This window comes from Streptomyces hainanensis, from assembly GCF_004348415.1.
Taxonomy (GTDB): Bacteria; Actinomycetota; Actinomycetes; order Streptomycetales; family Streptomycetaceae; genus Streptomyces; species Streptomyces hainanensis.
This window is the reverse complement of record NZ_SMKI01000047.1, coordinates 1-24866: the sequence shown is the minus strand read 5'-3', so window position 1 is coordinate 24866 and position 24866 is coordinate 1. Positions and strand designations below refer to the sequence as shown.

Below are 24866 nucleotides of genomic sequence, written 5' to 3'. Positions count from 1 at the left end.
GGCGGGGACGACGATCTCCGGGGCCGGCTGCCCGTCGGGGAGCAGCGGCCCGTTCGGATCGGGCGCGAACTCCGCGATCCGCGCGCCGGGCGCGTGGGTGATCGACCAGTCGGCCGGCGCGACGGCCCGCAGGCCGTCCAGCACGGTCTCGGTCAGGTGCCTGGGGTGGCCGTCGGGCAGCCAGTCGGCCTGACCCGAGGCACCGGCCCAGTCGCCGAGTTGGGCGTCGACCGCGTCGGCGTTGGGGCCGATCACGGCGACGCGCCGGGCGGGGGTGTCCGCCTCGGGCACGGCGCGCCCCGACGGGTCGGCGGTCGCCGCGTCGAGCAGCGGCAGCGTGCCGTCGTTGGTGAGGAGGACGAGGCCGCGGCGGGCGATGTCGAGGTTCAGCGCCGCGTGGTCGGCGGTGCCGATGTCGGTGGCCTGGCGTGCCGGGTCCGGGCGGCGCGGGTCCTCGAAGAGCCCGAGTTCGAACTTGAGGGTCAGGATCCGGCGCACCGCGGCGTCGATCTCGGCCTCGGTCAGCAGGCCGCGGGCCACGGCCCGCTGTGCGCCGGCGAAGAACTGCGGGGTGGTCATGACGAGGTCGTTGCCCGCGCGCACCGCACGGGCCGCGGCCTCGGTGTCGTCGGCGCACACCCGCTGCTCACGGACCAGCCGGCCCACGTTGTCCCAGTCGGTGACGAGGGTGCCGGTCCAGCCCCACTCGTCGCGCAGGACCTCGCGCAGCAGCCACTGGTTGAGGGTGACCGGCACCCCGTCGATGGACTGGTAGCCGATCATGAAGGTGCGGCACCCCTCCCGGGCGACGCGTTCGAAGGGCGGCAGGAACCAGGAGCGCAGCTTGCGCCGGCTGAGGTCCGCCTCGCTGGCGTCCCGGCCGCCCTGGGTCTCGGAGTAGCCGGCGAAGTGCTTGGCGCAGGCCAGGACGGCGGTCCGGTCGGTCAGCCCCTCGCCCTGGTAGCCGCGCACCATGGCCGAGGCCAGCTCGCCCAGCAGGTGGGGGTCCTCGCCGAAGGTCTCGCCTACCCGTCCCCAGCGCAGGTCGCGGGCGATGCACAGCACGGGCGAGAAGGTCCAGTGGACGCCGGTGGTGGAGACCTCGACGGCGGTGGCGCGGGCGACACGTTCGACGAGGAGCGGGTCCCAGGACGCGGCCATGGCCAGCTGGGTGGGGTAGATGGTGGCGCCCGACCAGAACGAGTGGCCGTGGATGCAGTCCTCGCCGACGAGCAGCGGGATGCCGAGCCGGCTCGCGGCGGCGAGGTCCATGGCCTGGCCGATCCGCTCCGGGGCGGCGTGGAGGATCGAGCCGACGTGCAGGTCCTCGACCAGGTGGGCGACGCCCTCCTTCGCGTCGAGCTGGAGCATCTGCCCGACCTTCTCCGGGAGCGTCATGCGGGGCAACAGGTCGTCGATCCGGTCCGGAACCGGCAGCGAGGGATCGCGGTAGGGCGGCACAGTCACAGGTCGTTCCCGTTCGTGAGGGGGTTCGTCTTGGTGAGGGGGGCGTCTTCTCGCACGACCGCCACGCCGCCCGCCGGGACGGTGAGCGTGCCGGTCGCGTGGGCGCCGGACAGCAGGTCGACGCCGGTGGCGGCCACCCGCGCGGGGTGCCGGGTGTGGTTGATCGCGACGAGCCACGACCCGCCGTCGGCCGCGGTTCTGCGGGTGACCTCCACGCCGTCCCCGGCGCCGGGGATCGGGGGTGCGCAGCCCGCCTCCGACGCCCAGCGCGGGAGGAGGCGCCGCAGGGCGGCGTCGTCGGGGCGGGTGGCGAGGTAGCGGGTGGTGGCGCGGCGGAGGACGGCGGGGCCGCCGGCGGCCGGCCCCTCGGTGAAGCGGCTCTCCACCTCGGTGCCGGCGTCGGGGACGACCCGCTCGGCCCAGACGCGGCCGGTCGAGCCGTCGTCCAGGCGGACGGTGTGCCCGGCGGCGAGCGGCAGGTGCTCGTCGACGCGCAGCCCGAGCAGTTCGCGCAGCGCCCCTGGGTAGGGGCCGGGGTGGACCCGGTCGTCGGCGTCGACCAGGCCGCTGAAGGGGCCGACGACCAGGTGGCCGCCGCCGGCGGCGTACTCCGCCAGGGCTCGGGCCGTGTCGGTGGACACGGCGTAGAGCGAGGGCACCAGGAGCAGCCGCTGCTCCCCGGGGGAGGACACCACGTCGCAGGAGAGACCGGCGGTCCACAGGGCGCGGTGCCAGGCGCGGAACACCTCGTGGTAGGTCATGTCGACGCTGGGCCGGTAGGGCAGTTCCAGGGCCCACCTGGCCTCGTAGTCCAACAGCAGGGCGATCCCGGCGGGTTGGCAGGTGCTGCCGGCGAGGTCGGCGAGCCCGGCCACGGTGGCGCCGAGGGCCGTGACCTCCCGCCAGATCCTGGTGTCCTCTCCCCCGTGCGGGACCATGGCGGAGTGCCACTTCTCCGGCCCGTGGACGGACTGCCGCCACTGGAAGAACAGGGCGCCGTCCGCGCCGCGGGCGAGGTGGGCGAGGGTGTTGCGGGCCATCTCGCCCGGCTCCTTGGCGAGGTTGCGTGACTGCCACTGCACCGCCGAGGTGGAGTGTTCCATGACCAGCCAGGGCCGCCCGCCGGCCAGGCCGCGGGCGAGGTCGGCGGCCAGGGCGAGGTCGGCGTCGCGGTGCGGATCCTCCCCGATCAGGTAGTGGTCGTTGGAGACGAGGTCGACGTCCTCCGCCCAACGCCAGTAGTCCGCCCAACGGAGGCTGCCGGTCATGAAGTTGGTGGTGACGGGGCGTCCCGGCGAGTGCGCGCGCAGGATGTCGCGCTCGGCGCGGAAGCAGGCCCGGTGCTCGGCGTCGCCGAAGCGGTAGAAGTCCAGGAGGAGGCCGGGCGGCAGGCCGCTGGTGCTGACGCGGGGCGGGATCACCTGGTCCCAGTCGCTGTGGCGCATGCCCCAGACGGCGGTGCCCCAGCGCGCGTTGAGGGCGTCGAGGTCGTCCCCGTAGGTGGCCCGCAGCCAGTCGCGGAAGGCGGCGGCCGACGTGTCGCACCAGCAGTGGGCGTTGCCGTTGCCGTACTCGTTGTTGACGTGCCACATCACCACGGCCGGGTGCTCGCCGTACCGCTCGGCCAGCCGGCGGGTGATCAGCGCGGCGCGCTCCCGGTAGGCCGGGGACGACGGGCAGTACGCCTGCCGGGCGCCGGGGGCGAGGGAGCGCCCGTCCGCGGTGACGGGCAGCGACTCCGGGTGGGCGTGGGAGAACCAGAGCGGGGGCGCGGCGGTCGGGGTGGCCAGGTCGACGGCGACGCCCGCCTCGTGGAGCAGGGCGACGACCTCGTCGAGACCGGTGAAGTCGAAGGCGTCCGGTCGGGGTTCGAGCCAGGACCAGGCGAAGATGCCGAGGGACACCAGGTTGACCCCGGCCTCGCGCATCAGCCGGACGTCGTCGCGCCAGGTCGCCGCGTCCCACTGCTCGGGGTTGTAGTCGGCGCCGTAGGCCGGGCGGGGGATGCGGCCCCAGCCCGGGGGTGGCTGGTCGGGTCGCGGCATGCGCGGGCTCCTGGATTCCTTGTACGGGGTGCCGGGTGCGGTGCGGGTGTTCAGGGAGTGTGCCGGTGGGTGCGGATCTCCTCCGGCCAGGCGAGCCGGATGCCCAACGTGTCGCTGAGCAGGCGCTGGTAGTCGGCCAGGCGCGCCGGATCGGAGCGGACCTTCCTGGGCGGCAGGTCGTGGGCCAGGCAGAAGCCGGCGAGCGCCCCGACGGCCTCGCCGATCCCCCACTCCACGGGGTGCAGGCGGTAGCAGCCGTTGGTGATGTGGGTGGTGCCGATGTTCTTGTTCGCCGGCAGCAGGTTGTCGACGCGGACCGGGATGAGCGCGCCCAGTGGGATCTGGAAGGGGTACGCCTCGATGTCGATGTAGGTGCGGCCCGCGGTGCTGGGGTGCAGGTCGATGCGGTAGCTGCCGAGCCCGACGCTGTCGGCGAAGACCTCGCTTCCCGCGCCCTCGGGCCGTGCCCGGACCCCCACGTGCTGCTCCAGGACCGTGAACTCGGCGTGGATGCGGCGGGACTCACGGATGTACGGCGCCTTGGCCAGCCCGTCGTCGGTGCCGGTCACGTCGGGGCGGAGCCGGAGGCCCGGGTAGCCGGTGCCGCCGTCCGGGCGGGGGGCCTCGGTCTGCATCCAGTACAGGAACGACAGGGACAGGTCGCGCGCGCCGTCGAGCGCGGCCCGCCGCGCGGCCTCGTCCACGCCGAGGAGCGGCGCCTGCCAGTAGTCGATCTGCGGCCAGTTGACCATGGTCAGGTCGGAGTCGAAGGCGCCCTCGGTGAACTGCTCGCGGGCCAGCACGCGGCGGAAGCGCCACAGGTCGAAGTGCTCGCCGGCCCCGGCCTCCATCAGCTTCCAGGTGCGCTGCCGCAGGGTGATGGGGTGCACGTCGGTCCAGGACAGCTGCGGCCCGGGCCAGAACGGCGCGGTGGCGGTCCTCCAGTGCTCGTATCCGGCGGGCCGGTCGACGACGTGCTCCTCGCCGGGGCGGTGTTCGAGCGCGAAGCACCAGGAGACGGCCTGCTGGTCGAGCGGGTCGGCGGTCGCGGGGGCGTGCGGCTCGCCGGTCTCCGGCTGGCCCTCGGCGCCGATGACGTGCTCCACGTCGGCGAGTTCCAGCAGGTCGCCCAACTCGGTGGCGTCCACCACGTAGCCGGCCGACACGGTGGTCGACTCGCCGGTGCGCGTGTTCCGCACGGTGACGGCCTCGATCGCGTCGCCGCGGGTGTGGGCGGCCACCGGCTCGTGGCCGGTCAGCACGGTGACGGCGCCCGAGGCCCGCCAGGGGGCGAGGAGTTCGTCGATGACGGCGGCCGCCACCCGCGGCTCGTGGCACATCCGGCTGACCACGCCGAGGCCGGGGTCGAGCCGCGGGTCGGCCGCGGCGGCCGGCGTGAGCGGGTAGGTACGCCGGTAGTGGTCGCGCACCAGGTGGCGCAGGCGCGCGTAGCCGGGCGGGGCGGCGGGCCCCTCGATCCACGGATGTTCGTCGGGGGGCACGGCCTGCGCGGTGAGCTGCCCGCCGAGCCAGTCGGTGGCCTCGGTGAGCACCACCGAGCGGCCCAGGCGGGCGGCGGTCAGCGCCGCCGCGACGCCGCCGAGCCCACCACCGGCGATCAGCACATCGGTCCTCATGTCGCCCATGTCTGGGGGTCGTTCCTTTCTGGGAGGGGGTCAGGCGGACGCTCCGGGGCCGCGCCCCGTAGGGTCGCGGGGAACTGCGCGATCAACCACGACGGCGCCGCGGCGAAACGCGGCCCGCTGCGGCACTTCCCACGAAGCGGCCCGGCCGAGCGCTAGCGACCCGGTGCCGCCACCGTCGTGCCGGCACTGATGGAACACGGCACGAGCAGGCTGTCGACGCGCCGCCCCGGCGCGTCCAGCATCGCGATGAGCCGGTCGACGGCGATCCGGCCGATCTCGATCCGCGGGATCTCCAGCGACTCCCACCGGCCGTCTGGCTGGTCCCACGCCCCTTCGAGCACGGCGACCGACAGGTCGTCGGGGACCCGCAGGCCACGCGCCGCCAGGCGCGCCCGCAGCGCGTTGGCGAGCCGCACGCTCTCCGTGACGACCGCCGTCTCGCACCCGGTGGCCAGCCGGTCGAGCCACTCCTCCGACAGCTCGGGCTCGCCGCGGAACCCCGGGGAGTCGTCGGTGATCCCGAACTCGCGCACCGCCCGGGCGTAGCCCCGCCGCCGGTCGGTGTACGGCTCCATCTCCTTGTCCTCGCGCAGGTAGCCGAACCTGCGGTGGCCGAGGGCGGCGAGCTTCCCGACGATGTCGGCCGTGACGGCCTCGTAGTCCGGGATGACGCACGGGATGTCGGCGCCCGGCACCTCGCGACGGCCGATGTGGATGAACGGGTAGCCGTCGAACCAGAGCCTGGACAGCTCGGCGCGGTCCGTCGACACCCCGAGCAGCACGCTGCCGTCGGCCAGGCCGAGCCGGTTGGTGCCGTCCCGGTAGACCATGCGGCGGCCGTCACCGCCGGCCCCGGTGGACGTGAACAGCACCAGGTCGAACCCGGTCTCCTCGGCGCGCTCCTCGATGCCCAGCAGGAAGTCGAAGTAGAAGTCCTCGCGGGCATGCGGGAACACGGCCTCGAAGGTGTGCACGCCGAGCAGGTTGGTGCGCTTCTTGCGCATCGCGCGGGCCGCCGGGTTGGCCACGTAACCGAGCTCCCTGACCGCGTCGAAGATCCGCCGGCGGGTCTCCTCGGAGATCCGCGCGCTCTCGGCGTCGCCGCTGACCACTCGGGAGACCGCCGACTGGGAGACCCCGGCGAGGCGGGCCACGTCGGCCTGGTTGGGAGCGCGGTCACGTCGCCTGACGGTCACCTGGCGCTCTCCTGTCGCGCCACCCCGTCGGCGCCGCGGGTCGCGGCCACCGCCGACGCGAACGTCGTGCCCGCCAGTTCGCCCGCCCGCCCCTTCTGGTGCAGCCAGCAGTGGGTCCAGTGGCCGTCGCCGAGTTCGGTGCGCGGCGGCGACTGGGTGCGGCACTCGGCCATCGCGAACGGACACCGCGGATGGAAGCGGCAGCCGTCCGGTGGGTCGATCAGGCTGGGCGGCTCGCCCAACTGGTCGGCGTCGCCGAACAGTTCGTCACGCCCGGCCGCGCCGCGTTCCGGATCGGGCGAGGACTCCACCAGCAGCTTGGTGTACGGGTGCTGGGGCGCGCCGATCAACCTCTCGCGGGGGCCGGACTCGACCATGCGCCCCGCGTACATCACCGCGATATCGTCGCACAGGTAACGGGCGCTCGCGATGTCGTGGGTGATGTAGAGCAGGGCGAGACCCTCGTCGGCGCGCAGCCGGTGCAGCAGGTTCAGCATGTCGAGCCGGATCGACACGTCGAGCATGGAGATCGGTTCGTCGCCCAGCAGCACCTTGGGGCGCACGGCCAGGGCGCGGGCGATCACCACGCGCTGGCGCTGGCCGCCGGACAGCTCGTGCGGGAACTTCTCGGCGACCTCCGCCGCCGGGGACAGGCTCACCCGCTCCAGCAGCTCGACGACGCGGCGCCGCCGCCCGGCCCGGTCCAGGCCGGGCTCGTGCAGCCGCAGCGTACGGTCCAGGGTGTAGCGGACCCGGTGCAGCGGGTTCAGCGACCCGAACGGGTCCTGGAAGATGAGCTGCACCTCGGCGTGGTAGGCGCGGGCGGCCCGCCGGCCGCGCCGCAACGGCTCGCCGCGCAGCAGGATCTCGCCCTCGGTCGGCGGGTGGAACCGGGCGAGCAGCCTGGCCAACGTGGTCTTGCCGCTGCCGCTCTCGCCGACCAGGGCGAGGACGCCGCCAGGCCGCAGCGCCACACTCGCGTCCTCCACGGCCCGCACGACCCTGGCGCGGCCGGCCGCGCCGCGCACGGTGAAGTGTTTGGAGACGTTCCTCGCCTCCAGCACGTAGCTGTCGTCGCTCACCGCTGTTCGCCTCCGGTCGGGTCCTGTGGTGACGGATGGAGCAGGCACGCGACCTGGCGGTCCGGGTCCGCGGCCGCCCGCACCAGGGGCGGCAGGTGGGTGTCGCAGCCCGAGGTGCGCAGGGCGCAGCGCGGGTGGAAGGGGCAGCCCGGAGGCGGGTCGCGCAGGTCGGGCGGGCTGCCGGGAATCCCGGTGAGGGTGGTCAGCGGGGCCCGCAGCGGCGGGAACGAGGCCCGCAGACCTCGCGTGTAGGGGTGCTGGGGGTCGGCGTAGAGGGCGGCGGAGCTGCCCACCTCGACGATCCGTCCGGCGTACATGATGGCGATGCGGTCGGCGAGTTCGAGCAGCAGGGAGAGGTCGTGGGTCACGAAGACCACCGCGAAGTCGAGTTCGGCGCGCAGCCGCAGCACCTGGGCGAGGATCTGCCGCTGCATCACCACGTCGACGGCGGTGGTCGGTTCGTCCATGACGACGAGTTCGGGGCCGCAGGCCAGGGCGAGCGCGATGGCCGCCCGCTGGCGCATGCCGCCGGACAGCTGGTGCGGATAGTCGCGGACCCGGTCGGCCGAGATGCCGACCAGGGTGAGCAGTTCGGCCGCCCGGGCCCAGGCGAGCTTCCGGGTGAGCGTACGGTCGTGCGCCCGCAGCACGTCGGCGAACTGGGCGCCGAGCCGCATCACCGGGTTGAGCGCGTCCATCGCGGACTGCATCACGATGGACAGCGACGTCCACCGGTAGCGACGCAGCCGCTTGGCGTCCAGGGCGGCGAGGTCGACGGGCGGGGCGCCGTCGCGGCCGTGGAACAGGATCTGCCCCGCGGTGGTGACCGCGGGCGGGCGCTGGAGCCGGGTCAGCGCGGTGATCAGGGTGGACTTGCCGGAGCCCGACTCGCCGGCCACGCCCAGGATCTCGCCGCGGCGCAGCGTGAAGGAGACGTCCACACAGGCACGTACCGGGGACTGCCCGGTGGCGTACTCCACGGTCAGGCCGCGGACGTCCAGGACGGTTCCGGCGGCGGCCGGGGCGCCGGGTGGGCGCCGTTGTTCGGTGGGTGCGGTCATGACGCCTCGCCTCCGTTGAGCCTGGCGGTCCGCTGGAGCCTCCTGGCCCGCCGGACGGTCGTGGAACGGGCGGCCCGCAGCTTGGGGTTGGCCAGCTCGTCCATGCCGAAGTTCACCAGCGAGGCGGCGGTGCCGATCAGCGCGATGCACAGCCCGGGCGGCACGAACCACCACCACAGCCCGCGCAGCACGGCGCTCTGGTCCTGGGCCGACTGGATCATGGTGCCCCAACTGACCACCGAGGCGTCGGAGATGCCGAGGAACGCGAGCCCCGCCTCGGCCAGTACCGCGCCGATCATCGCGTGCAGGAACATCGACGCGATGAGGCCGGTCAGGTGCGGCAGCACCTCGAAGAAGATCAGCCGGTGGCTGCGCTCGCCGACCATCCGCATGGCCCGGACGAAGTCCCGGCTGCTCACGCTCAGCGCCTGGGCGCGCAGCGTGCGGGCCGCGCCCGACCAGCCGAACACCCCGATGACCAGGGCGATCACCCACAGACCCGTGCCGCGCAGGTAGCCGGCGACGATCAGGATGAGTGGCAGCACCGGCATCACCAGGAAGAGGTTGGTGACGAAGTTCAGCGCGGTGTCGATCCGGCCGCCGAAGTAGCCGGCGGGCACCCCGACCAGGACCGCGAGCGCGGTGCCGATGGTGGCGGCCAGCAGGCCGACCGACATAGAGGCACGGGTGCCCTCGATCACCTGGCCGAGCACGTCCTGCCCGAACTGGTTGGTGCCCAGCAGGTGGGCGCCGCTGGGTGGTTGGGCGATGGCGGAGATGTCGTTCGCCAGCGGGTCGATGCCGAGGACGTGCCGGACGAACCAGGGCCCGAAGAGCGCCAGCAGGGCGAAGAAGGCGAGCAGGGCCAGGCCGGTGATGACCTTCCAACTGCGGAGGAACTCAAGCCGCACGGCGTCTCACCCCTGGTCCCTGATGCGCGGGTCGAGCAGGACGTAGACGGTGTCCGCCAGCAGGTTGGCCAGCAGCACGGTGAGGGTGATCATGAAGAACACGCCCTGCATCACCGGGTAGTCGCGTTGTTGGAGCGCGGAGTACATGAGGTAGCCGATGCCTGGATAGCTGAAGACGATCTCGGTGAGCAGCGCGCCGCCGACGACGTGCCCGAGGGCGAGGGCGAAGCCGGTGAAGTTCGGCAGCAGCGCGTTGCGGGCGGCGTAGCGCAGCAGCACCCGCCGGGTGGAGAGTCCCTTGGCGTGCGCCAGCAGGACGTAGTCCTCGCGGACCGTGGTCACCGTCATGTTCCGCATGCCGAGCAGCCAGCCGCCGAACGCCGAGAAGACGATGGTCGCGGCGGGCAGCGCGCCGTACTGCAGCACGCTGAGCAGGAACGGCAGGTTGGGGCCGATGGCCAGGTCGGGGTCGTAGCCGCCGGACAGCGGGAACCAGCCGAGCAGGAAGCTGAAGACCCACAGGCCGAGCAGCGCCATCCAGAAGTAGGGGATGGCCGAGACGAAGGTGGTCAGCGGGGAGACGATGGTGTCGAACCGGGTGCCGGCCCGCCAGCCGGCGACCGCGCCGAGGCCGGTGCCGAGCACGAACGCGATCACCGTGGTGGTGCCGACCAGCAGCAGCGTCCAGGGCAGCCCCTGCCAGAGCAGGTCGCCGACCGGGGTGGGGAAGTAGGTGACCGAGGTGCCGAGGTCGAAGTTGGCGAGCTGCCGCAGGTAGTCGAGGTACTGCTGGCCGATGTTGGCGCTCGGGTCGCCGAACAGTCGCTGGATGGCCGCGAGTTGGTGCTGGTCCACCTGCTGGCCGCTGACCTGCTGCAACTGCGCCACGACCGCCGCCGAGGGGTCTCCCGGCATCAGGCGCGGCAGGAAGAAGTTCAGCGTGATCGCCGCCCACGCGGCGGCCAGGTAGAAGCCGGTCCGCCGGGCCAGGAAGGTCCAGCGGGACGCCGAGCGCGCGGCCGTCCGCGCCCGGCCCCCCTTGTCGACCGCGGGGCTCGGTTCGACGGCGGTCGTTGCCGCGCTCAACTCCGGGCCCGCTTCAGGTCGCGCGCGACGAGGGCGAAGTCGGGGCCGAGCGCGGTGGTCGGCACCGCCGTGAACTCCTCCGGCGTGGGCCAACCGCTCCAGCGCGAGGCGTTGATGGCCACGAACCAGTAGCTGCTGTAGATCGGCGAGTACGGCACCTGCTCGGCGACGACCCGCTGCATCCCCTGGGTGGCGGCCAGCAGCGTCTCGGCGTCGTCGGAGCGGGTGAGCTGGGCGACCAGCTCGTCGGTCTCCTCGTCGGTCCAGCGGCCGAAGTTGGTGGCGGCCTTCTCGCCGAGGGGTTGGGCGGCCTGGCTGGCGAGCGCGCGGTAGACCCCGGCGGGGCCGGCGCCGCCGGTGGTGCTGATGGTGAGGTCGAAGTCGCCGCGCTGCTGCTGTTCCCAGAGGTTCGCGCCGGGCGCGCCGACCGGCTCGACGGTCAGGCCGAGCGTGTCCTGCCAGCTTCTGATCATGATGTTGGCGTAGGCGTCCCAGCCGTAGTCCTGGTTGAACGACAGGGTGGGGACGTAGGTCTGACCGTCCTTGACGAGCTTGCCGTCGCTGACGGTGAAGCCGCTCGCGGCGAGTTCCTCCAGGGCGCCGGCCGCGTCGACCTGCTGCACCTGGCCCTGGTACTCCGGCAGGAGCACGTCGCGGTAGATCTCGTCGACGAGCCCGGTCGGCCCGGCCTCGGTGCCGGGGCGCTGGAGGGTGGCCACGATCTCGGTCCGCGGGATCGTCATGGCCAGCGCCCGCCGCAGGTTGACGTTGTCGAAGGGGGCCCTGGCGGTGTTGTAGAACATCGAGTACGCGCCGCCGGTGGCGTACTGCTGGTAGAGGTGGTTCCGCGGGTCCTCGGCGACGTACTCGTTCTCGGCGTCGGCCCAGGCGATGGGTGCCCAGTCGACGTCGCCGCGCAGCAGCTGGGCCTTCACGGCGTCCCCGTTGGTGGGGATGATCTTGAGCTGCTTCAGCTCGAACCGGCCGCCCCAGTAGTCGGTGCGCGCGGCGAGGGTGACCTGCTGCGCGGAGAACCGTTCGAGGGTGAAGGGTCCGGTGCCTATCGGGTCCGGGTTGGTCCAGGAGTTCAGGTCCTGGTCGGCCCAGAGGTGCGCCGGCACGATGAACGTGCCGGACCCGGCGAACTGGTTGAGCTCGCTGAAGGCGGGGGCGTCGAAGGCGACCTCCACCGTGCGGTCGTCGACCTTCTCGACCGCGGTGTAGGTGACGCCGCCGATGTTGAAGGAGGGGTCGCTCAGCGGCAGTCGGAGCGAGAACACGACGTCGTCCGCGGTCATCGGGGTGCCGTCGGAGAAGGTGACGTCGTCGCGGAGGGTGATCGTCAGGGTGGTGCCGGCCTCGTCGAAGGTCAGGGCCTCCGCCAGCCACGGTGTGACCGCGGCGCCGTCGCTGTAGTCGATCCTGGCCAGGTTCTCGTAGACCAGGCCGGCGTCGGGCGCCTTCTGCGTCGAGGGGCCGTACAGGTTGTAGTTGCGGATGAAGGTCGTCCCACCGTCGGTCTTCCCCAACACCAGCGTGTCGGCGCCGCTCGATCCCGCCGGCCGGGTACCGGCACCGCACGCGCTCGCCGCGAACGCGACGGCGATGCCGGCCGCACCACGCAGCACGGTTCTCCTGTCTGGCATGGCTGTGCTCTCCTTGCTCCTCGCGCACGAGGCAAAGCGGTGGCAGGGGTGCTCATACGTATGAGCAAGAGGCTCGCCTCCTGCCGTATTGCACTGCTTCTACGTATGAGCATGGAAGGTACGCACGCCCGGAGTTGGGGTCAACGGAGTGCGCGGGAGTTTTTTTCGGGAACTTGTCCGATTGGCACCCGGCGCGTGCCCGAACAGGGGTGCGGCAGCGGGCGGGAACCCGGGGGTGAACCGGGCCGACTACCGATGCGGAGGGATCGTCCCTCCCCGCACGCGTGTTCCGCCCACGTCGCGCCCCGCCCCGTCCACGGCACAGGTGGGGGGTCGTCACCGGGGGCTGGAACACCACGAAACCGCGCACAGAACGGTGGGTTCCGATGACAGACGCCGCGAGATCGCCCGCGCCCTCCCCCGCCCGGCCGAGAGGCGCGCGGCGCTTCGACTGGCGCGGGTTGGGGGCGGACGCTCGTGCCGCGGTGCCCGACGCCAGCCTGGCGCTGGTGATCACCGGCCTCGTCTTCTGGTGGTTGTGGGCCCGGATCGAGAACGGTTCCTCGCCCAGCATCCAGATGATGCCGCCCTTCGAGGACGCGTCCGAGTACTGGTGGTACTGGCTGTGCCAGGCGTTCGGCTGGTCGGCGCTGTTGTGGGCGTACGTCACGGTCGTCTTCGGGCTGCTCAGGTCGGGATCGCGCCCGCCCTGGCGCTGGATGGCGGCGGCCCGGGTGGAGAAGTGGCACCGCACGACGAGCCTGACCACGATCGGGCTGATGTTCCTGCACATGGCGACGTTCTTCGGCGCCGAGCTCCAGACGAACTTCGAGAACCAGCCGATGGGCGAGCTGGTGCGGGTGACCCTGGTCAAGGTGTTCGTCCCCGGCGGGTACGCCACCGGCACGGGCCGGATCGCCATCCTCCTCGGCCTGCTCGCCTTCTATCTGGCGATCGTCCTCGGGCTCGCCTTCTACGTGCGCCAGACCACCGGCTCCCGCCTGTGGCGGGCCCTGCACCGCTTCATCATCGTCGTGTACGTGCTCAGCGCCTGGCACACCCTGCTCTACGGCACCAACGTCTGGTTCGAGGGCTCCTTCCGCACCCTGGTGTGGGCGCTCCAGATGCCGCTCGCCGGGCTGCTGTTGCTCCGGCTGCTGGCACCGGCCCGACCCAGCGAGCGGCTGCGGCTGCGCGGGCCGCGCCGGGAGTCGCGCCCCCTGCCACTGACCGCGCGGCTGGCCGGACGGCTCGCCGTCCTGGCCACCGTCGGCGGCCTGGCGGTCGTCATCGTCTCGGGGGCCGACGGCGGCCGTTCGGACCACGGCCATTCGGCCGGGCCCTGGCCGGAGCAGTGGGTCATCTGGACCGGGCTCCTGGTGCTGACCCTCGTCCTGGTGGGCGTCGTCCACCGGCTGCGCCCGACGCGCCAGCCGCGCGCCCACGGCCGGGAGGAGGGGGAGGACACCCGCCAGGGCGACGACCTGGACGCCGACCGGCCCCGGCCCACCGGCTGACGGCGGCGACCGCCGTGTTCACTGCCCGTGCCTCCCGGGTGCGCTGGCGCGGCGGCCGTCCCGGAGCGGGCCGAACCCGACGGCTGGCCAGGACTGCGTTCGGTCCGCTCTCTTGACGCGTACAGCCGGCATCCCTACGGTCGCTGCATCGAATCAGCACCCAACCCATCGTGCCTGCTGATGAGTTGCTGATACGAAACAGCAAGAGGTGAACGTCCCTGCTTCCTCCGGGACAAGGACTCAGGGGCTCAGGGACTCAGTCGCGTTTCCGTAGCGAGGTCGGGAGTTGGCGAATGAAGGTACGAGTGCTCACCACCGTGGGCGCGTTGGTCATCGGCGCCCTTCTGGGGGCCGCCCCCGCGACCGCCGGGCCGGTCTCCGCCGGCGACGCGGCTCCGGGGGACCCCCGCGCCGCACAGCCGGTGCTGCTGAACCAGAGCGGCTTCGGCATCGGCGAGCCCAAGCGCTTCACCGCCCCGCTGGCCGAGGACGGCGCGGCCTTCACCGTCACCGACGGGTCCGGCGCGGTCAGGTTCCGGGGCACGGTCACCTCCGGTGTGGGCGACTTCACCGCGTTCGACCCGCCCGACACCGGGGACTTCGTGGTCACCGTCGACGGTGCGGCCGGGATCGGCACCTCCGTGCCATTCGGCATCGGCGCCTACTGGATCGACCGCGTGTCCTACCGGCGCGCCATCGAGTTCATGTCGGGCAGCCGCTGCTACCTGGGCGACTACACCCGCATGGCGGAGGGGCCGGGGCTGGCCAGCGACGAGTACGGCCACCGCCTGTGCATGAAGGCGGTGACCTGGCGCGACGGGGCGCAGTACTCGCACGAGATCGACACCCTCGTCGACATGTATCTGGCCAACCCGAGCGCGTTCGAGCAGATCACCGTGGACGACGCGGTCTACGAGGGGCTTCCGGTGACGCTGCCGGAGGACACCCCGGAGATCGTACGGCTCATCCACTGGGGAGTCGAGCTGCTGCTGGACGCCGACGTCAACGACCCGCAGCTCAAGGAGCAGTTGGCGTCGTTCGTCTACGCCTATCCGTATCTCTCCGCGTACATACCGGTCGAGGTGTACGAGCGTGCCCGCGACCACCTCTTCGCGACCTGGGGCGACGCCGCGGGCGATCGCTACTACTGGCAGGCGTTCACGCCCCACACCGGGGACCTGTTCCAGACGTACACCCAGGTGGGCACCGGCAAGGGCGAGCTCGCGCCCGGCCACTCCGTGTGGCCGAACGTGATGATGTACGAGGTCGCGCTGCGCGAGGGCCGCGACGACGCCGAGCGGTACCTGAGCGCCGCTCGGGACCAGGCCGCGTGGCTGGTCGGCAACCTCGACCTGGACGATCCTCTGGTCACCAAGGGGCAGCGGCAGAGCGAGTACGTGCTGATCACCGGGCTGACCCGGTTCGCCGAGGCGCACCCGGAGCAGGCTCCGGACGGGATCGAGGACTTCGTCCGCGACTGGGCCCGGATCGTCACCCACCGCTCGGACAACCTCTGGGACTTCCGCCGCTACTCCGACAACCGATGGACCATCCCGGCCTTCACCGGCGGCGGCGCCGAGGACCCCAACGAGACCGGCAACGTGGCCGGCTTCGCCGCGCCGGCGCTCGCCGCGGCCCGGCTGCTCGGCGACGACCCGCTGGCCGACCGTCTGCGCGAGATCGCCACGGCACACGTCGACAACATCTTCGGCCGCAATCCCACGGGGCGGCACGCCTCGTACGACGCGCCGAGCGAGCAGTTCGGGTTCGAGGGCGTGGAGCGCGGCTGGTTCTCCGAGTACCGCGGCGGCGCCGGCCTGCTCGAGGACCTGCCAGGCGTGCTCGACGGCAGCCCGAAGAACGGCCACTACCCCTTCAACCCGGACGTGGAGAACATCGGCCACACCGAGGGTTGGGTCGCGTTCAACACCGCGTGGAACCAGTCCCTCGCCTGGCGCGCCGCCGACCAGACGAGTCTGGAGGTGCGCGCCCGCGGCGGCGCCCCGGCGCGGGCGGTGCCGCGTGACGCGAGGGTGACGGTCCAGCTGGCCGCGCCGCTGAACCTGGCCGCCGGCGAGCTCGACCAGGGCACCGTGGAAGTGCGGGTGAACGACCGCGCCGCCGCGCCCCTCACCGTCACCCAGGCCGGCCAGAACGCGACGACTTTCCGAGGCACCCTGGATCTGGCCATGTTGGACGTACGCCACGGCGACCGGATCACGGTGTCGTACGGCCACGGATCGTTCGAGGTGGACTACTCCTTCACCGCCGTCGGGGCGCGGCCCGACGGCCGGGGCGAGGAGCACGCGGGCAGGTGAACGGGCCAGCGGCCGGGCCCCGGGGGCGGGACCCGGCCGCCGCGACCGTGGTGAGCGCCTTCCGGCCCTTCGGTGTCCCGAAGACGCCGTCGTCGTCATATCCCGTCAGGGCGCTGGGTATCACGCGCAGTACGTCTTCTCTCCACACGTGGGGGCCGGGGTATGGCGCGTCCTTCTGACTGGAGTCCGGTCGACATGGACTCGGATCCGACACCGGGCGATCCGGCGGAGGTCCGTGAACTCTCCGAGGAGTTACAGACGTTCGCCGACGACGTGGGCGAGGCGCTGGGCCGGGTGCGGGGGATGGCGGACGACCGGGCGGTGATGGACTGGGCCGGGTTGTCGGCAGACGCCTTCCGCTCCGAGTTCGACGGGGTGCCGGGCAACCTGGAGATGCTCCAGACGTCCTACGCGCTGGCCGCCCAGGCACTGGGGACGTACTGGCCGAAGCTGGAGACGGCGCAGGGCATGGCGGACCGGGCGTTGGACCGGGCGATCGCGGCGCAGGCCGATCTGTCCTCGGCGCAGGGCGCGTTGTCGGACGCGCAGGACTGGGTGTCGCGGGCCGGTGACGAGGCGGACCGGTTGGAGCGCGAGGGCGAGCGGGAGGATGTGGAGCCGCCGTCGGAGGCGGAGGTGCGGGCGGCGACGCGTGACGCGTCGGCCGCCGGTCAGGCGGCGTCCTCGGCGCAGGGGCAGGTGGACTCGGCCGAGGAGGCGCTGTCCGCCGCCCGTGAACTGGCCCGTCAGGCGCGGGAGATGCGTGAGGAGGCCGCCAGGATCTGTGCCTCCGACATCGACGAGGCGTCCGACGCCGGTATCCAGAACCGCAGTTGGTGGGAAAATCTGGTCCGCTGGCTCTCCGACGCCTGGGACACGCTCGTCGCCATCTGCAAGATCGTGGTCGCCGTCCTCGGCGTCATCGCCATGATCATCGGCGGCCCCCTCGCCCTGATCGTCCTCGCGGCGGCGGTCGTCGTCCTCGCCGACACCCTCGTCAAATACGCCAACGGCGAAGGGACGCTCCTCGACGTCGCCTTCGCCGCCCTCGACTGCATCCCCGGCATGCGCGGCCTGACGACGCTGGGTGGTCTGGCACGCGGGGTGCGGTCGTTGGCGACGACGGGACTGCGGGGCCTGTGGCAGGGCGTGCGGGGGCTCGGGCAGAGCATCCGGCGGATGGGGCGGATCGGCGACGGCCTGGTCTGCCGGACGGACCCGATCGACATGGCCACCGGCGAGATGGTCATGGACGCCACCGATGTCGAACTCCCCGGCGTGCTGCCGCTGGTCGTCCGGCGGCACCACCGCAGCAGTCTGCGGGAGGGCACCTGGTTCGGCCCCTCCTGGGCCTCGACGCTCGACCAGCGGCTGGTCCTGGACGAGACCGGCCTGCGGTTCGTCACCGCCGACGGCATGATCCTCGACTACCCACGCCCCGTCGCCGACGAGCCCGTCCTCCCCGTGGAGGGCCCACGCTGGGGCCTGTCCTGGGACGGCACCGCCGGCACGCCCCTCACCGTCCATCAGCGCGAGAGCGGCCTCACCCTGCACTTCGCTCCCGTCCCGGGACGCAGGGGCGGTGAGCTGCCCCTCACCGCGATCACCGACGACAACGGCAACCGCGTCGACCTGCGCTACGACGCCACCGGCGCCCCCACCGGCCTGATCCACCAGGGCGGTTACCACCTCGGCGTCACCACCGCGGGCGGGCGGGTCACCGCGCTGCGGCTGTTGAACGCCCCGGATGGGCCGATCGTCGTCGTCCGCTACGGCTACGACGAGCACGGCAACCTCGCGGAGGTCTTCAACTCCTCGGCGCTGCCGTTGACGTTGAGCTACGACGAGGAGCGGCGGATCACCGGCTGGGAGGACCGCAACGGCACCTGGTACCGGTACACCTACGACGACCAGGGTCGCTGCGTCGCCACCGACGGCACCGACGGCTACCTCGCCAGCCGGATCGCCTACGACACCGACACCCACCGCACCCTGTTCACCGACGCCCTGGGCAACACCACCGTCTACCAGTTCAACGACAGCTACCAACTCGTCACCGAAACCGACCCCCTCGGCCACCACACCCACCGCACCCACGACCGCTACGACCGCCTGCGCAGCGTCACCGACCCCCTCGGCCGCACCACCACCTACACCTACGACGACGACGGCGCGCGGCTCCTCGTCACCCGGCCGGACGGCAGCCGGCTGCATGTCGAGTACGACGAGGCGGAGCGCCCGATCGCGGTGACGGAGGCCGACGGGGCGCGCTGGCGGCAGGTCTTCGACGCGGCCGGCAACCGCGTCGCGTCCATCGACCCCGACGGTGCCAGGACGGGCTACGGCTACGACGAACGCGGCGCCCTCACGGAGATCGTGGACGCACTCGGCCAGGTGACGCGCATCCGGGTCAACGGGGCCGGGCTGGCGGTCGCCGTCGTCGATCCGCTCGGCGCGGTCACCGAGTGCGCCCGTGACGCGTGGGGCCGGATCGTGACCGTGACCGACCCGTTGGGAGCCGTCACCCGGCACGCCTACTCCCCCGAGGGCTGGCCGTTGCGCCGGGTCGACCCCCTGGGGCGCGCGCGGAGCTGGAGTTGGGACGGCGAGGGGAACTGCCTGACCCACACGGACGAGAACGGGGGCACCACGCACCTGGAGTACGGCCCGTTCGACGTGGTCAGCGCCCAGACCGACCCCGCGGGCGTGCGGCACGAGTTCCGCAGGGACGCCGAACTCCGGCTCACCGAGGTGACCGACCCGTGGGGCCACGCCTGGACCTACCACTACGATCCCGCCGGCCGGCTGGTCTCCGAACGCGACTTCGACGGCCGGGTCGTCGCATACGCCGTCGACGCGGCGGGAGCGCTCGTCTCCCGCACCAACGCCGTGGGGCAGGCGGTCCACTACACCCGCGACGCGCTCGGCACGGTCACGGAGAAGCACGTCGACGGGCAGGTCACGGTCTACGTCAACGACGCGGCCGGCCGACTCGTCGGCGGGGTGGGACCCGACGGGTCCACGACGACACTGACCCGCGACGCCGCCGGCCGGATCACCGCGGAGAACGTCGACGGCCGCGTCCTGACCAACGGGTACGACGCCCTCGGCCGCCTGACGGAGCGCGCCACCCCCGCCGGGCACACCAGCACCTGGACCTACGACGCGCTCGGCCGGCCCCTGGTCCTCGCGACCCCCGGTGGCGTCCTCGGCTTCGAGCACGACGCCGCGGGACGCGAGACACGCCGGCGCCTCGGGGACTCCCCCGCCCTCTCCCGCGTCTGGGACCCCGCCGGCGCACTGGTCGGACAGGTCCTGACCCGGGGCGGCGGCACCGTGCGCGAACAGACGGTGCTCGAACAGAGCTACCGCTACCGGGCCGACGGCTACCTCGCGGCCCTCGGCGACCGCGCCGCGGGGAGCACCGAGTTCACGCTCGACCCGGTCGGTCGGATCACCGGCGTCACCGCCCCGGGGCACGCCGAGAGCTACGCCTACGACCCCCTCGGGAACCAGCTCGACGCCCGGTGGCCGACGACCGGACAGCAGCCGGAGGGCACGACCGGCCGGCGGGCGTACGCGGGGCACCGCGTCGCCCGCGCCGGTGGGACGCGGTACACGTACGACGAGGCGGGACGCGTCGTCGTCAGGCAGCGGTCCCGTTCCTCGGGCAAGCCGGAGACCTGGCGCTACACCTGGGACGCCGAGGACCGGCTGACCGGCGTCACCACGCCGGACGGCGCGCGCTGGCGCTACCTGTACGACGCGTTCGGCCGCCGCAGCGCCAAGCGGCGGCTCGGCGCGGACGACGGCGTCGCCGAGGAGACCCGCTTCACCTGGTCGGGCACCACCCTGGTCGAGCAGACCTCGACCCCCGGCGCCGGGGACCGTCCCGGGACCACGACGCTCACCTGGGACTACCTGGAGCACGAGCCGCTGACGCAGACCGAGAGGGCCGACCAGGGGGCGTACGACCGCCGCTTCCACGCCATCGTCACCGACCTGGTGGGCACCCCGATCCTGCTGGTCGACCGGAACGGCGACGCCGTCCGGAGCGGCGCGACCTCGGTCTGGGGGGCGCCGGTGGCCACCGCCGACGGACCGGGACCCGCGGTCACCGGCACCCCGCTCGGCTTCCCCGGCCAGTACCGCGACCAGGAGACGGGCTGGCACTACAGCCTGTTCCGTCACTACGACCCGGAGATCGCGCGCTACACCGCCCCCGACCCACTCGGCCTCACCCCGGCGCCCAATCCCTACGGCTACGTGCGGAATCCCACGGCCTGGATGGACGCGCTCGGCCTCGGCCCCTGCCGACTGTTCCACTACACCAATCTGGCGGGTCTCAACGGAATTCTGCGAAGCCGCACCATATTCCCCTCCCTCAAGGCGCTGAATCCGAAGGACGCCCGCTACGGCGACGGCCAGTACCTGACGGACATCGCGCCGCAGACGAGAACGCTCGGGCAGCTCTCCTACGCGTTTCTCCGCATGCCCTGGGCCGGCCGCAGATTCACCCACTACCTGGAGATCGACGTGCGCGGCCTCAATGTGGTGCAGGCCCCCGGCCGACCCGACGTGTTCGTGATCCCCAACCAAGGTAACCTCGACGTCGGCGAGCGGATCATCAACCACGGCAGGAGCACCGCCGACACATGAGGTACTGGAAGGTTCGCTGGCACCACGAATTCGCCGAGGAGCCGATCGCCATCTACAGCGAGATCGGCCCCGACGACTACGAGACGCGTCGGGTCGAGGAGTTCGGCGACGGGCGCCTCGGGTGGGCCGACCAGGACCGGGAGCACGGCGGCACCTCGCTCGCGTACACCGAGTTCGGTGACATCGAGGAGGTACGGGAACAACCCGAGTTCTCCGCCCTCGTCATCACGGAGCGGGAATTCGACGCGGTGTGGCGGAGAGCCGTCGAATCGTCCTGACGGAACGGGTGGCTTGGGAATGGAACATCGCACCGGCGACCTCTTCACCGCCGACGACGTGGACGCGCTGGCCCACGGCTGTAACTGCGCGGGAGCGATGGGCCGCGGCATCGCCGTCGAATTCAGGCGTCGCTGGCCGGACATGTACCGCGAGTACCGGGCGAGGTGTCTGGACGGCCGGCTCACCGAGGGCGGCCTGTTTCCCTGGCGGGCCCCCGACGGGCTGATGGTCTACAACCTCGGCACCCAGGCGCACTGGCGCACCCCGGCCACCCTGGCCGCCGTCACCTCGGCCGTCGGCACGATGCTCGAACACGCCCACCAGCACGGCGTCCGGCGGATCGCGCTCCCGAAGATCGCCGCGGGACACGGCGGTTTGGCCTGGCCCGACGTGGAGAGCGCGATCGACGGGATCACGCGGCCCGACGGCGTCCGGTTGATCGTCTACACGCTCGGCGAATCCTGAGTCCGTGCCGGCGGTGGGAGATCCCGCCGCGGGCCACGCCGTTTGCTCGTTCGGCGCGAACTCCGGCGCCCACGACCCCGGTCGGGGGGAAACGGGGCGGCCCGCCTCGACAAGCGACCAGCGTTTGCGTCGACATGCGTCGCCAACCACCATGACGCATCACTTTCGACCTGATCAGAAATGTTCGTCTAGGATGCTTAACCAATGCTCACCGGAGGTCTGATGCCCGACATGCTCGTCGCACAACGCCACGAGCTGCTGCTCAGGGAGCTCAAGGCGCACGGCGCCCTGAAGATCGTCGAACTCGCCGCCCGCCTGCGGGTGTCGAGCGCCACGATCCGCCGCGACCTCGCGGAGCTGGCGGAGGCGGGGAGGGTCGCCCGGGTCCGGGGCGGCGCCATGCTGGTGACGCGCCGGGGCGGCCCCGACCAGGCGCACGTCCGGCAGTGGGCGGACGCGAGCCTGCCGGCTCCCGCGACGGGGGCCCGGGACGAGGACGGCCCGGTGCTGGGACTGCTCGTCCCCTCGATGAACTACTACTACCCCCAACTGGTCACCGGGGTGCGGAGCGTCGCCGCCCGGCGGGGTGCCCGTGTCGTCATCGGCCTCACCGACTACGCGGAGCCGAGCGACCTGGACCAGATCGACGATCTGGTCGCCTCCGGGGTCGCCGGCCTGCTGATCACCACGGCCGAGGGACACCACACGCCCACCGGGACGCTCGACAGGCTCCGCGCCACCGGGCTGCCGTTCGTCCTCGCCGAGCGGCAGCCGCGGGACCCCTTCGAGCCGTGCGAGTTCGTCGTCTCCGATCACCGGCAGGGCGCCTACGCGGCGGTCCGGCACTTCGTCGCGCTCGGACACGACCGCGTGGCCCTCTACGTCAACGGCAGCCCCACGGCCCCGCTGATCCAGGAGGGCCACGCGGCGGCCGTGCGGTCCCTGGGCCTCGACCCGTCGGCACCTGTCGTGGACGGCGGCCGCCCGCGCCTCGGCTCCGCGGAGGCCATCCAGCACTACGACGGGTTCATCGAGAGGTGCCTGGCCGGGGGGGTCCGGGCGGCGCTGGTGCACTCGGACCACGACGCGATCGAGCTGACCCGGCGTCTCCGGGTGCACGGGCTGCGCACACCCGACGACCTGGCGCTGATCGCGTACGACGACGAGATCGCCTCGCTCGCCGAGGTACCGCTGACGGCGGTGGCCCCGCCGAAGCACGAACTCGGCGAGCAGGCCACCCGGTTGCTGCTCGACCGACTCGACGCGCCAGAACCGCCCGCCGTACGGCAGCTGGTGTTGCAGCCCCGGCTCGTCGTCCGTGCCTCGTGCGGAGCGGCGGCCCACCGCCACGCGTAGCGGGTGTCGGCCCACCGAGGGGTGCATGGACAACGCCCTCCTCGCTGCCAGCCCCACGGACGCCGGATCGCGCGCCGTGGCTCCCCGACGGTGAGCGGCCGACCACCCGCTCGATGACGCGGACGCAGACGCACCCTCCTGCGAAACGTTCAGCATGTCAATATTCGCGACACGCCACGGCATGAACCTCCCACTCACGCCAGGCCATTGCACCTTCACGCACCAGCGCACGCACCGCGCCGTGCCGGAACCGGCCGGTCAGTGCCCGTGGATCCCCCGCCCGGACGCCGTCGCAGCAGCCTCGCGACGCACGGCACTCATAGATCAATCTGCAAGATTGCGATCGAACTTATTGACTCATGACTGAAGTTGCGTCAAAGTGCGGGACGCGCCGCTTCCAAGGAACCGCGATCCGGATTCCGTCCCCTGGGGCGCTGCCACCCGACCGTGGCGTTTCCCGCAACCACCACCTCCTGCGCCCTCGCATCGTGCTCGTCCAAGGAGCTGAACAACGTGGTTCACATCAGTCGACGCAACGTCCTGGCCTCGGCGGCCGCCGCCGGCGCCACCGCCCTGCTCACCGCACGCACCGCGGCGGCCGCCGCACCCGGCACCGAACAGACCTCACGCCCCCTGGAGTTGACCGGCCACGATCCGGTGGCCGTGCGGTGGTTGGAGGGTGGCACGCCTGCCGAGCTGGCGGCGGGATCGACCTTCGGGGTGCCCTGGCCGCGTGGCGCGTTCGCCCCCGACCAGGAGTTCTCGCTGGTGTCGGACTCGGGAACGGCCGTCCCCGTGCAGTCCTGGCCCACCGGGTGGTGGCCGGACGGGTCCGTGAAGTGGACGGCGCACGCCGTCAGCGGCGCCGACCCCCGCGCCGAGAACTACCGGCTGGGCCCCGGCGAGGCCGCCGGGCCCGAGACGTCCCTGTCCGTCAGCAGCAGTGGTCGCCGCGTCACCGTGGACACCGGCGTGATCACCGTCGCCTTCCGGCGCAACGGCGAGGACCTGGTGGAGTGGATCCGGCGCGGCGAGACGGTCATCGCCGAGAAGGGCCGGTTGATCGCCTCACGGCAGGACAGACCCAGTACCGACGGTGCCGAGACCATCCGGAGCCAGTCCTTCGCCAGCGCGATCGACGAGGTCACCGTCGAACAGGACGGGCCGGTACGGGCGGTGGTGAAGGTGGAGGGAAAACACCGCAAGGACCGGCGATCCTGGCTGCCGTTCACCGTGCGGTTCTACCTCTACGCCGGGTCGGACGCGATCCGGGTGGTGCACACGTTCGTCTACGACGGGGACGCCGAGCGGGACTTCGTCAACGGCCTCGGGGTCCGCTTCGACGTCCCGATGCGCGACGAGCCGCACAACCGGCACATCCGCTTCGCCGGCCAGGACGAGGGCGTCCTGGCGGAGGCGGTGCGCGGCATCACCGGCCTGCGCCGCGACCCCGGCGAGGCGGTGCGGCAGGCCCAGGTGGCCGGGCAGGCCACCCCGGACCCCGCCACCTGGGACCAGCGCGTCACCACCCGCCTCCAGTACATCCCGCCCTTCGGCGACTACCGCCTGAGCCAGCTCACCGCCAACGGCTTCGAGATCCACAAGCGGACCAAGGCCGGACACTCCTGGCTCCGGGTCGACGGCGGACAACGCGCCAGGGGCCTGGCCTACGTCGGGTCACCCACCGGCGGCCTGGCCTTCGGGATGCGGAACTTCTGGCAACTGCACCCCACCGAACTGGAGATCACCGGCGCCGCCACCGACACCGCGCAGGCCACGGTGTGGATGTGGTCCCCGCGAGCCGACGCGATGGACCTGCGCTTCTACCACGACGGCCTCGGCCAGGACACCTACCCCGAACAGCTGGAGGGCCTGGAGATCACCTACGAGGACTACGAGCCCGAGTTCGGCACCCCCTACGGCGTCGCCCGCACCACGGAGTTGATGTTCTGGGCCCTGGAGGCCACCCCCACGGCCGAACGGTTCTCCGCCCTCGCGGACGCCAACGCCGACGTCGTGTACTGGTACCACGGCATCGACGTCACCGGCGACCGCGAACACAAGCTGTTCGCCTCGGAGTTCGGCGACGACTACCGCGCCATCCCGGCCTACGAGCAGATCTACGCGCTGGT

The 24866-nt window shown here is 72.4% G+C and carries 16 protein-coding genes; 7 read left to right on the top strand and 9 right to left on the bottom strand.

What is annotated here, in order from left to right; translation table 11 throughout:
• The 9 genes from E1283_RS06615 to E1283_RS06575 all read right to left on the bottom strand — a co-directional run.
• Window positions 1-1467: glycoside hydrolase family 3 protein (locus E1283_RS06615; protein ID WP_279571239.1), on the bottom strand; the 1467-nt coding region annotated here is incomplete at its 3' end.
• Window positions 1464-3512 (bottom strand): beta-galactosidase, encoded by a 2049-nt coding sequence (locus tag E1283_RS06610; RefSeq protein ID WP_132816944.1) that lies wholly within the window; start codon window positions 3510-3512, stop codon window positions 1464-1466. The genes E1283_RS06610 and E1283_RS06615, both read right to left, overlap by 4 nt.
• Window positions 3513-3562: 50 nt before the next feature.
• A complete protein-coding gene (locus E1283_RS06605) occupies window positions 3563-5149 on the bottom strand; it encodes an FAD-dependent oxidoreductase (protein WP_132816948.1) in 1587 nt (528 codons plus the stop codon).
• Window positions 5150-5310: 161 nt separating this feature from the next.
• Complete coding sequence (locus E1283_RS06600) at window positions 5311-6354, bottom strand: LacI family DNA-binding transcriptional regulator (protein WP_243744646.1); 1044 nt, start codon at window positions 6352-6354, stop codon at window positions 5311-5313.
• Entirely contained in the window at window positions 6351-7436 is a 1086-nt protein-coding gene (locus E1283_RS06595; RefSeq protein WP_132816943.1) for an ABC transporter ATP-binding protein, read from the bottom strand. Before E1283_RS06595 ends, E1283_RS06600 begins: the two co-directional genes overlap by 4 nt.
• The gene (locus tag E1283_RS06590; RefSeq protein ID WP_132816942.1) at window positions 7433-8497 is read right to left on the bottom strand and encodes an ABC transporter ATP-binding protein; all 1065 of its coding nucleotides are present in this window, start codon (window positions 8495-8497) and stop codon (window positions 7433-7435) included. Before E1283_RS06590 ends, E1283_RS06595 begins: the two co-directional genes overlap by 4 nt.
• Entirely contained in the window at window positions 8494-9408 is a 915-nt protein-coding gene (locus E1283_RS06585) for an ABC transporter permease (RefSeq protein ID WP_132816941.1), read from the bottom strand. The genes E1283_RS06590 and E1283_RS06585 overlap by 4 nt, the downstream gene beginning before the upstream one ends.
• Window positions 9409-9414: 6 nt before the next feature.
• On the bottom strand, window positions 9415-10398 hold the full coding sequence (locus E1283_RS06580; protein WP_165956033.1) for an ABC transporter permease: 984 nt from the start codon (window positions 10396-10398) through the stop codon (window positions 9415-9417).
• A 92-nt stretch (window positions 10399-10490) separates the two neighbouring features.
• The gene (locus tag E1283_RS06575) at window positions 10491-12140 is read right to left on the bottom strand and encodes an ABC transporter substrate-binding protein (protein WP_243744645.1); all 1650 of its coding nucleotides are present in this window, start codon (window positions 12138-12140) and stop codon (window positions 10491-10493) included.
• Window positions 12141-12625: 485 nt separating this feature from the next.
• On the opposite strand from E1283_RS06575, the gene E1283_RS06570 reads away from it, so the two are divergent.
• The 7 genes from E1283_RS06570 to E1283_RS06540 form a co-directional block, all read left to right on the top strand.
• Window positions 12626-13657, top strand: coding sequence for a ferric reductase-like transmembrane domain-containing protein (locus tag E1283_RS06570; RefSeq protein ID WP_243744644.1), 1032 nt, complete (start codon window positions 12626-12628; stop codon window positions 13655-13657).
• Between the two features lie 293 nt (window positions 13658-13950).
• Entirely contained in the window at window positions 13951-15975 is a 2025-nt protein-coding gene (locus tag E1283_RS06565; protein ID WP_132816938.1) for an early set domain-containing protein, read from the top strand.
• Window positions 15976-16170: 195 nt separating this feature from the next.
• Complete coding sequence (locus E1283_RS06560) at window positions 16171-20634, top strand: HYD1 signature containing ADP-ribosyltransferase family protein (RefSeq protein WP_132816937.1); 4464 nt, start codon at window positions 16171-16173, stop codon at window positions 20632-20634.
• Window positions 20631-20912, top strand: a complete 282-nt coding sequence (locus E1283_RS06555) for a DUF6881 domain-containing protein (RefSeq protein ID WP_132816936.1) — start codon at window positions 20631-20633, stop codon at window positions 20910-20912. The genes E1283_RS06560 and E1283_RS06555 overlap by 4 nt, the downstream gene beginning before the upstream one ends.
• Window positions 20913-20931: 19 nt before the next feature.
• Window positions 20932-21378, top strand: coding sequence for a macro domain-containing protein (locus E1283_RS06550; protein ID WP_132816935.1), 447 nt, complete (start codon window positions 20932-20934; stop codon window positions 21376-21378).
• A 204-nt stretch (window positions 21379-21582) separates the two neighbouring features.
• On the top strand, window positions 21583-22734 hold the full coding sequence (locus E1283_RS06545; RefSeq protein ID WP_243744643.1) for a substrate-binding domain-containing protein: 1152 nt from the start codon (window positions 21583-21585) through the stop codon (window positions 22732-22734).
• Between the two features lie 513 nt (window positions 22735-23247).
• A partial coding sequence (locus E1283_RS06540) for an exo-rhamnogalacturonan lyase family protein (RefSeq protein ID WP_481906688.1) occupies window positions 23248-24866 on the top strand: 1619 nt, incomplete at its 3' end.

Coding starts and splice junctions, on each gene's coding strand:
- E1283_RS06610 (WP_132816944.1), bottom strand. CDS start 3,512: ATGCCGCGACCCGACCAGCCACCCCCGGGCTGGGGCCGCATCCCCCGC.
- E1283_RS06550 (WP_132816935.1), top strand. CDS start 20,932: ATGGAACATCGCACCGGCGACCTCTTCACCGCCGACGACGTGGACGCG.
- E1283_RS06605 (WP_132816948.1), bottom strand. CDS start 5,149: ATGAGGACCGATGTGCTGATCGCCGGTGGTGGGCTCGGCGGCGTCGCG.
- E1283_RS06555 (WP_132816936.1), top strand. CDS start 20,631: ATGAGGTACTGGAAGGTTCGCTGGCACCACGAATTCGCCGAGGAGCCG.
- E1283_RS06560 (WP_132816937.1), top strand. CDS start 16,171: ATGGACTCGGATCCGACACCGGGCGATCCGGCGGAGGTCCGTGAACTC.
- E1283_RS06545 (WP_243744643.1), top strand. CDS start 21,583: ATGCTCACCGGAGGTCTGATGCCCGACATGCTCGTCGCACAACGCCAC.
- E1283_RS06575 (WP_243744645.1), bottom strand. CDS start 12,140: ATGCCAGACAGGAGAACCGTGCTGCGTGGTGCGGCCGGCATCGCCGTC.
- E1283_RS06590 (WP_132816942.1), bottom strand. CDS start 8,497: ATGACCGCACCCACCGAACAACGGCGCCCACCCGGCGCCCCGGCCGCC.
- E1283_RS06565 (WP_132816938.1), top strand. CDS start 13,951: ATGAAGGTACGAGTGCTCACCACCGTGGGCGCGTTGGTCATCGGCGCC.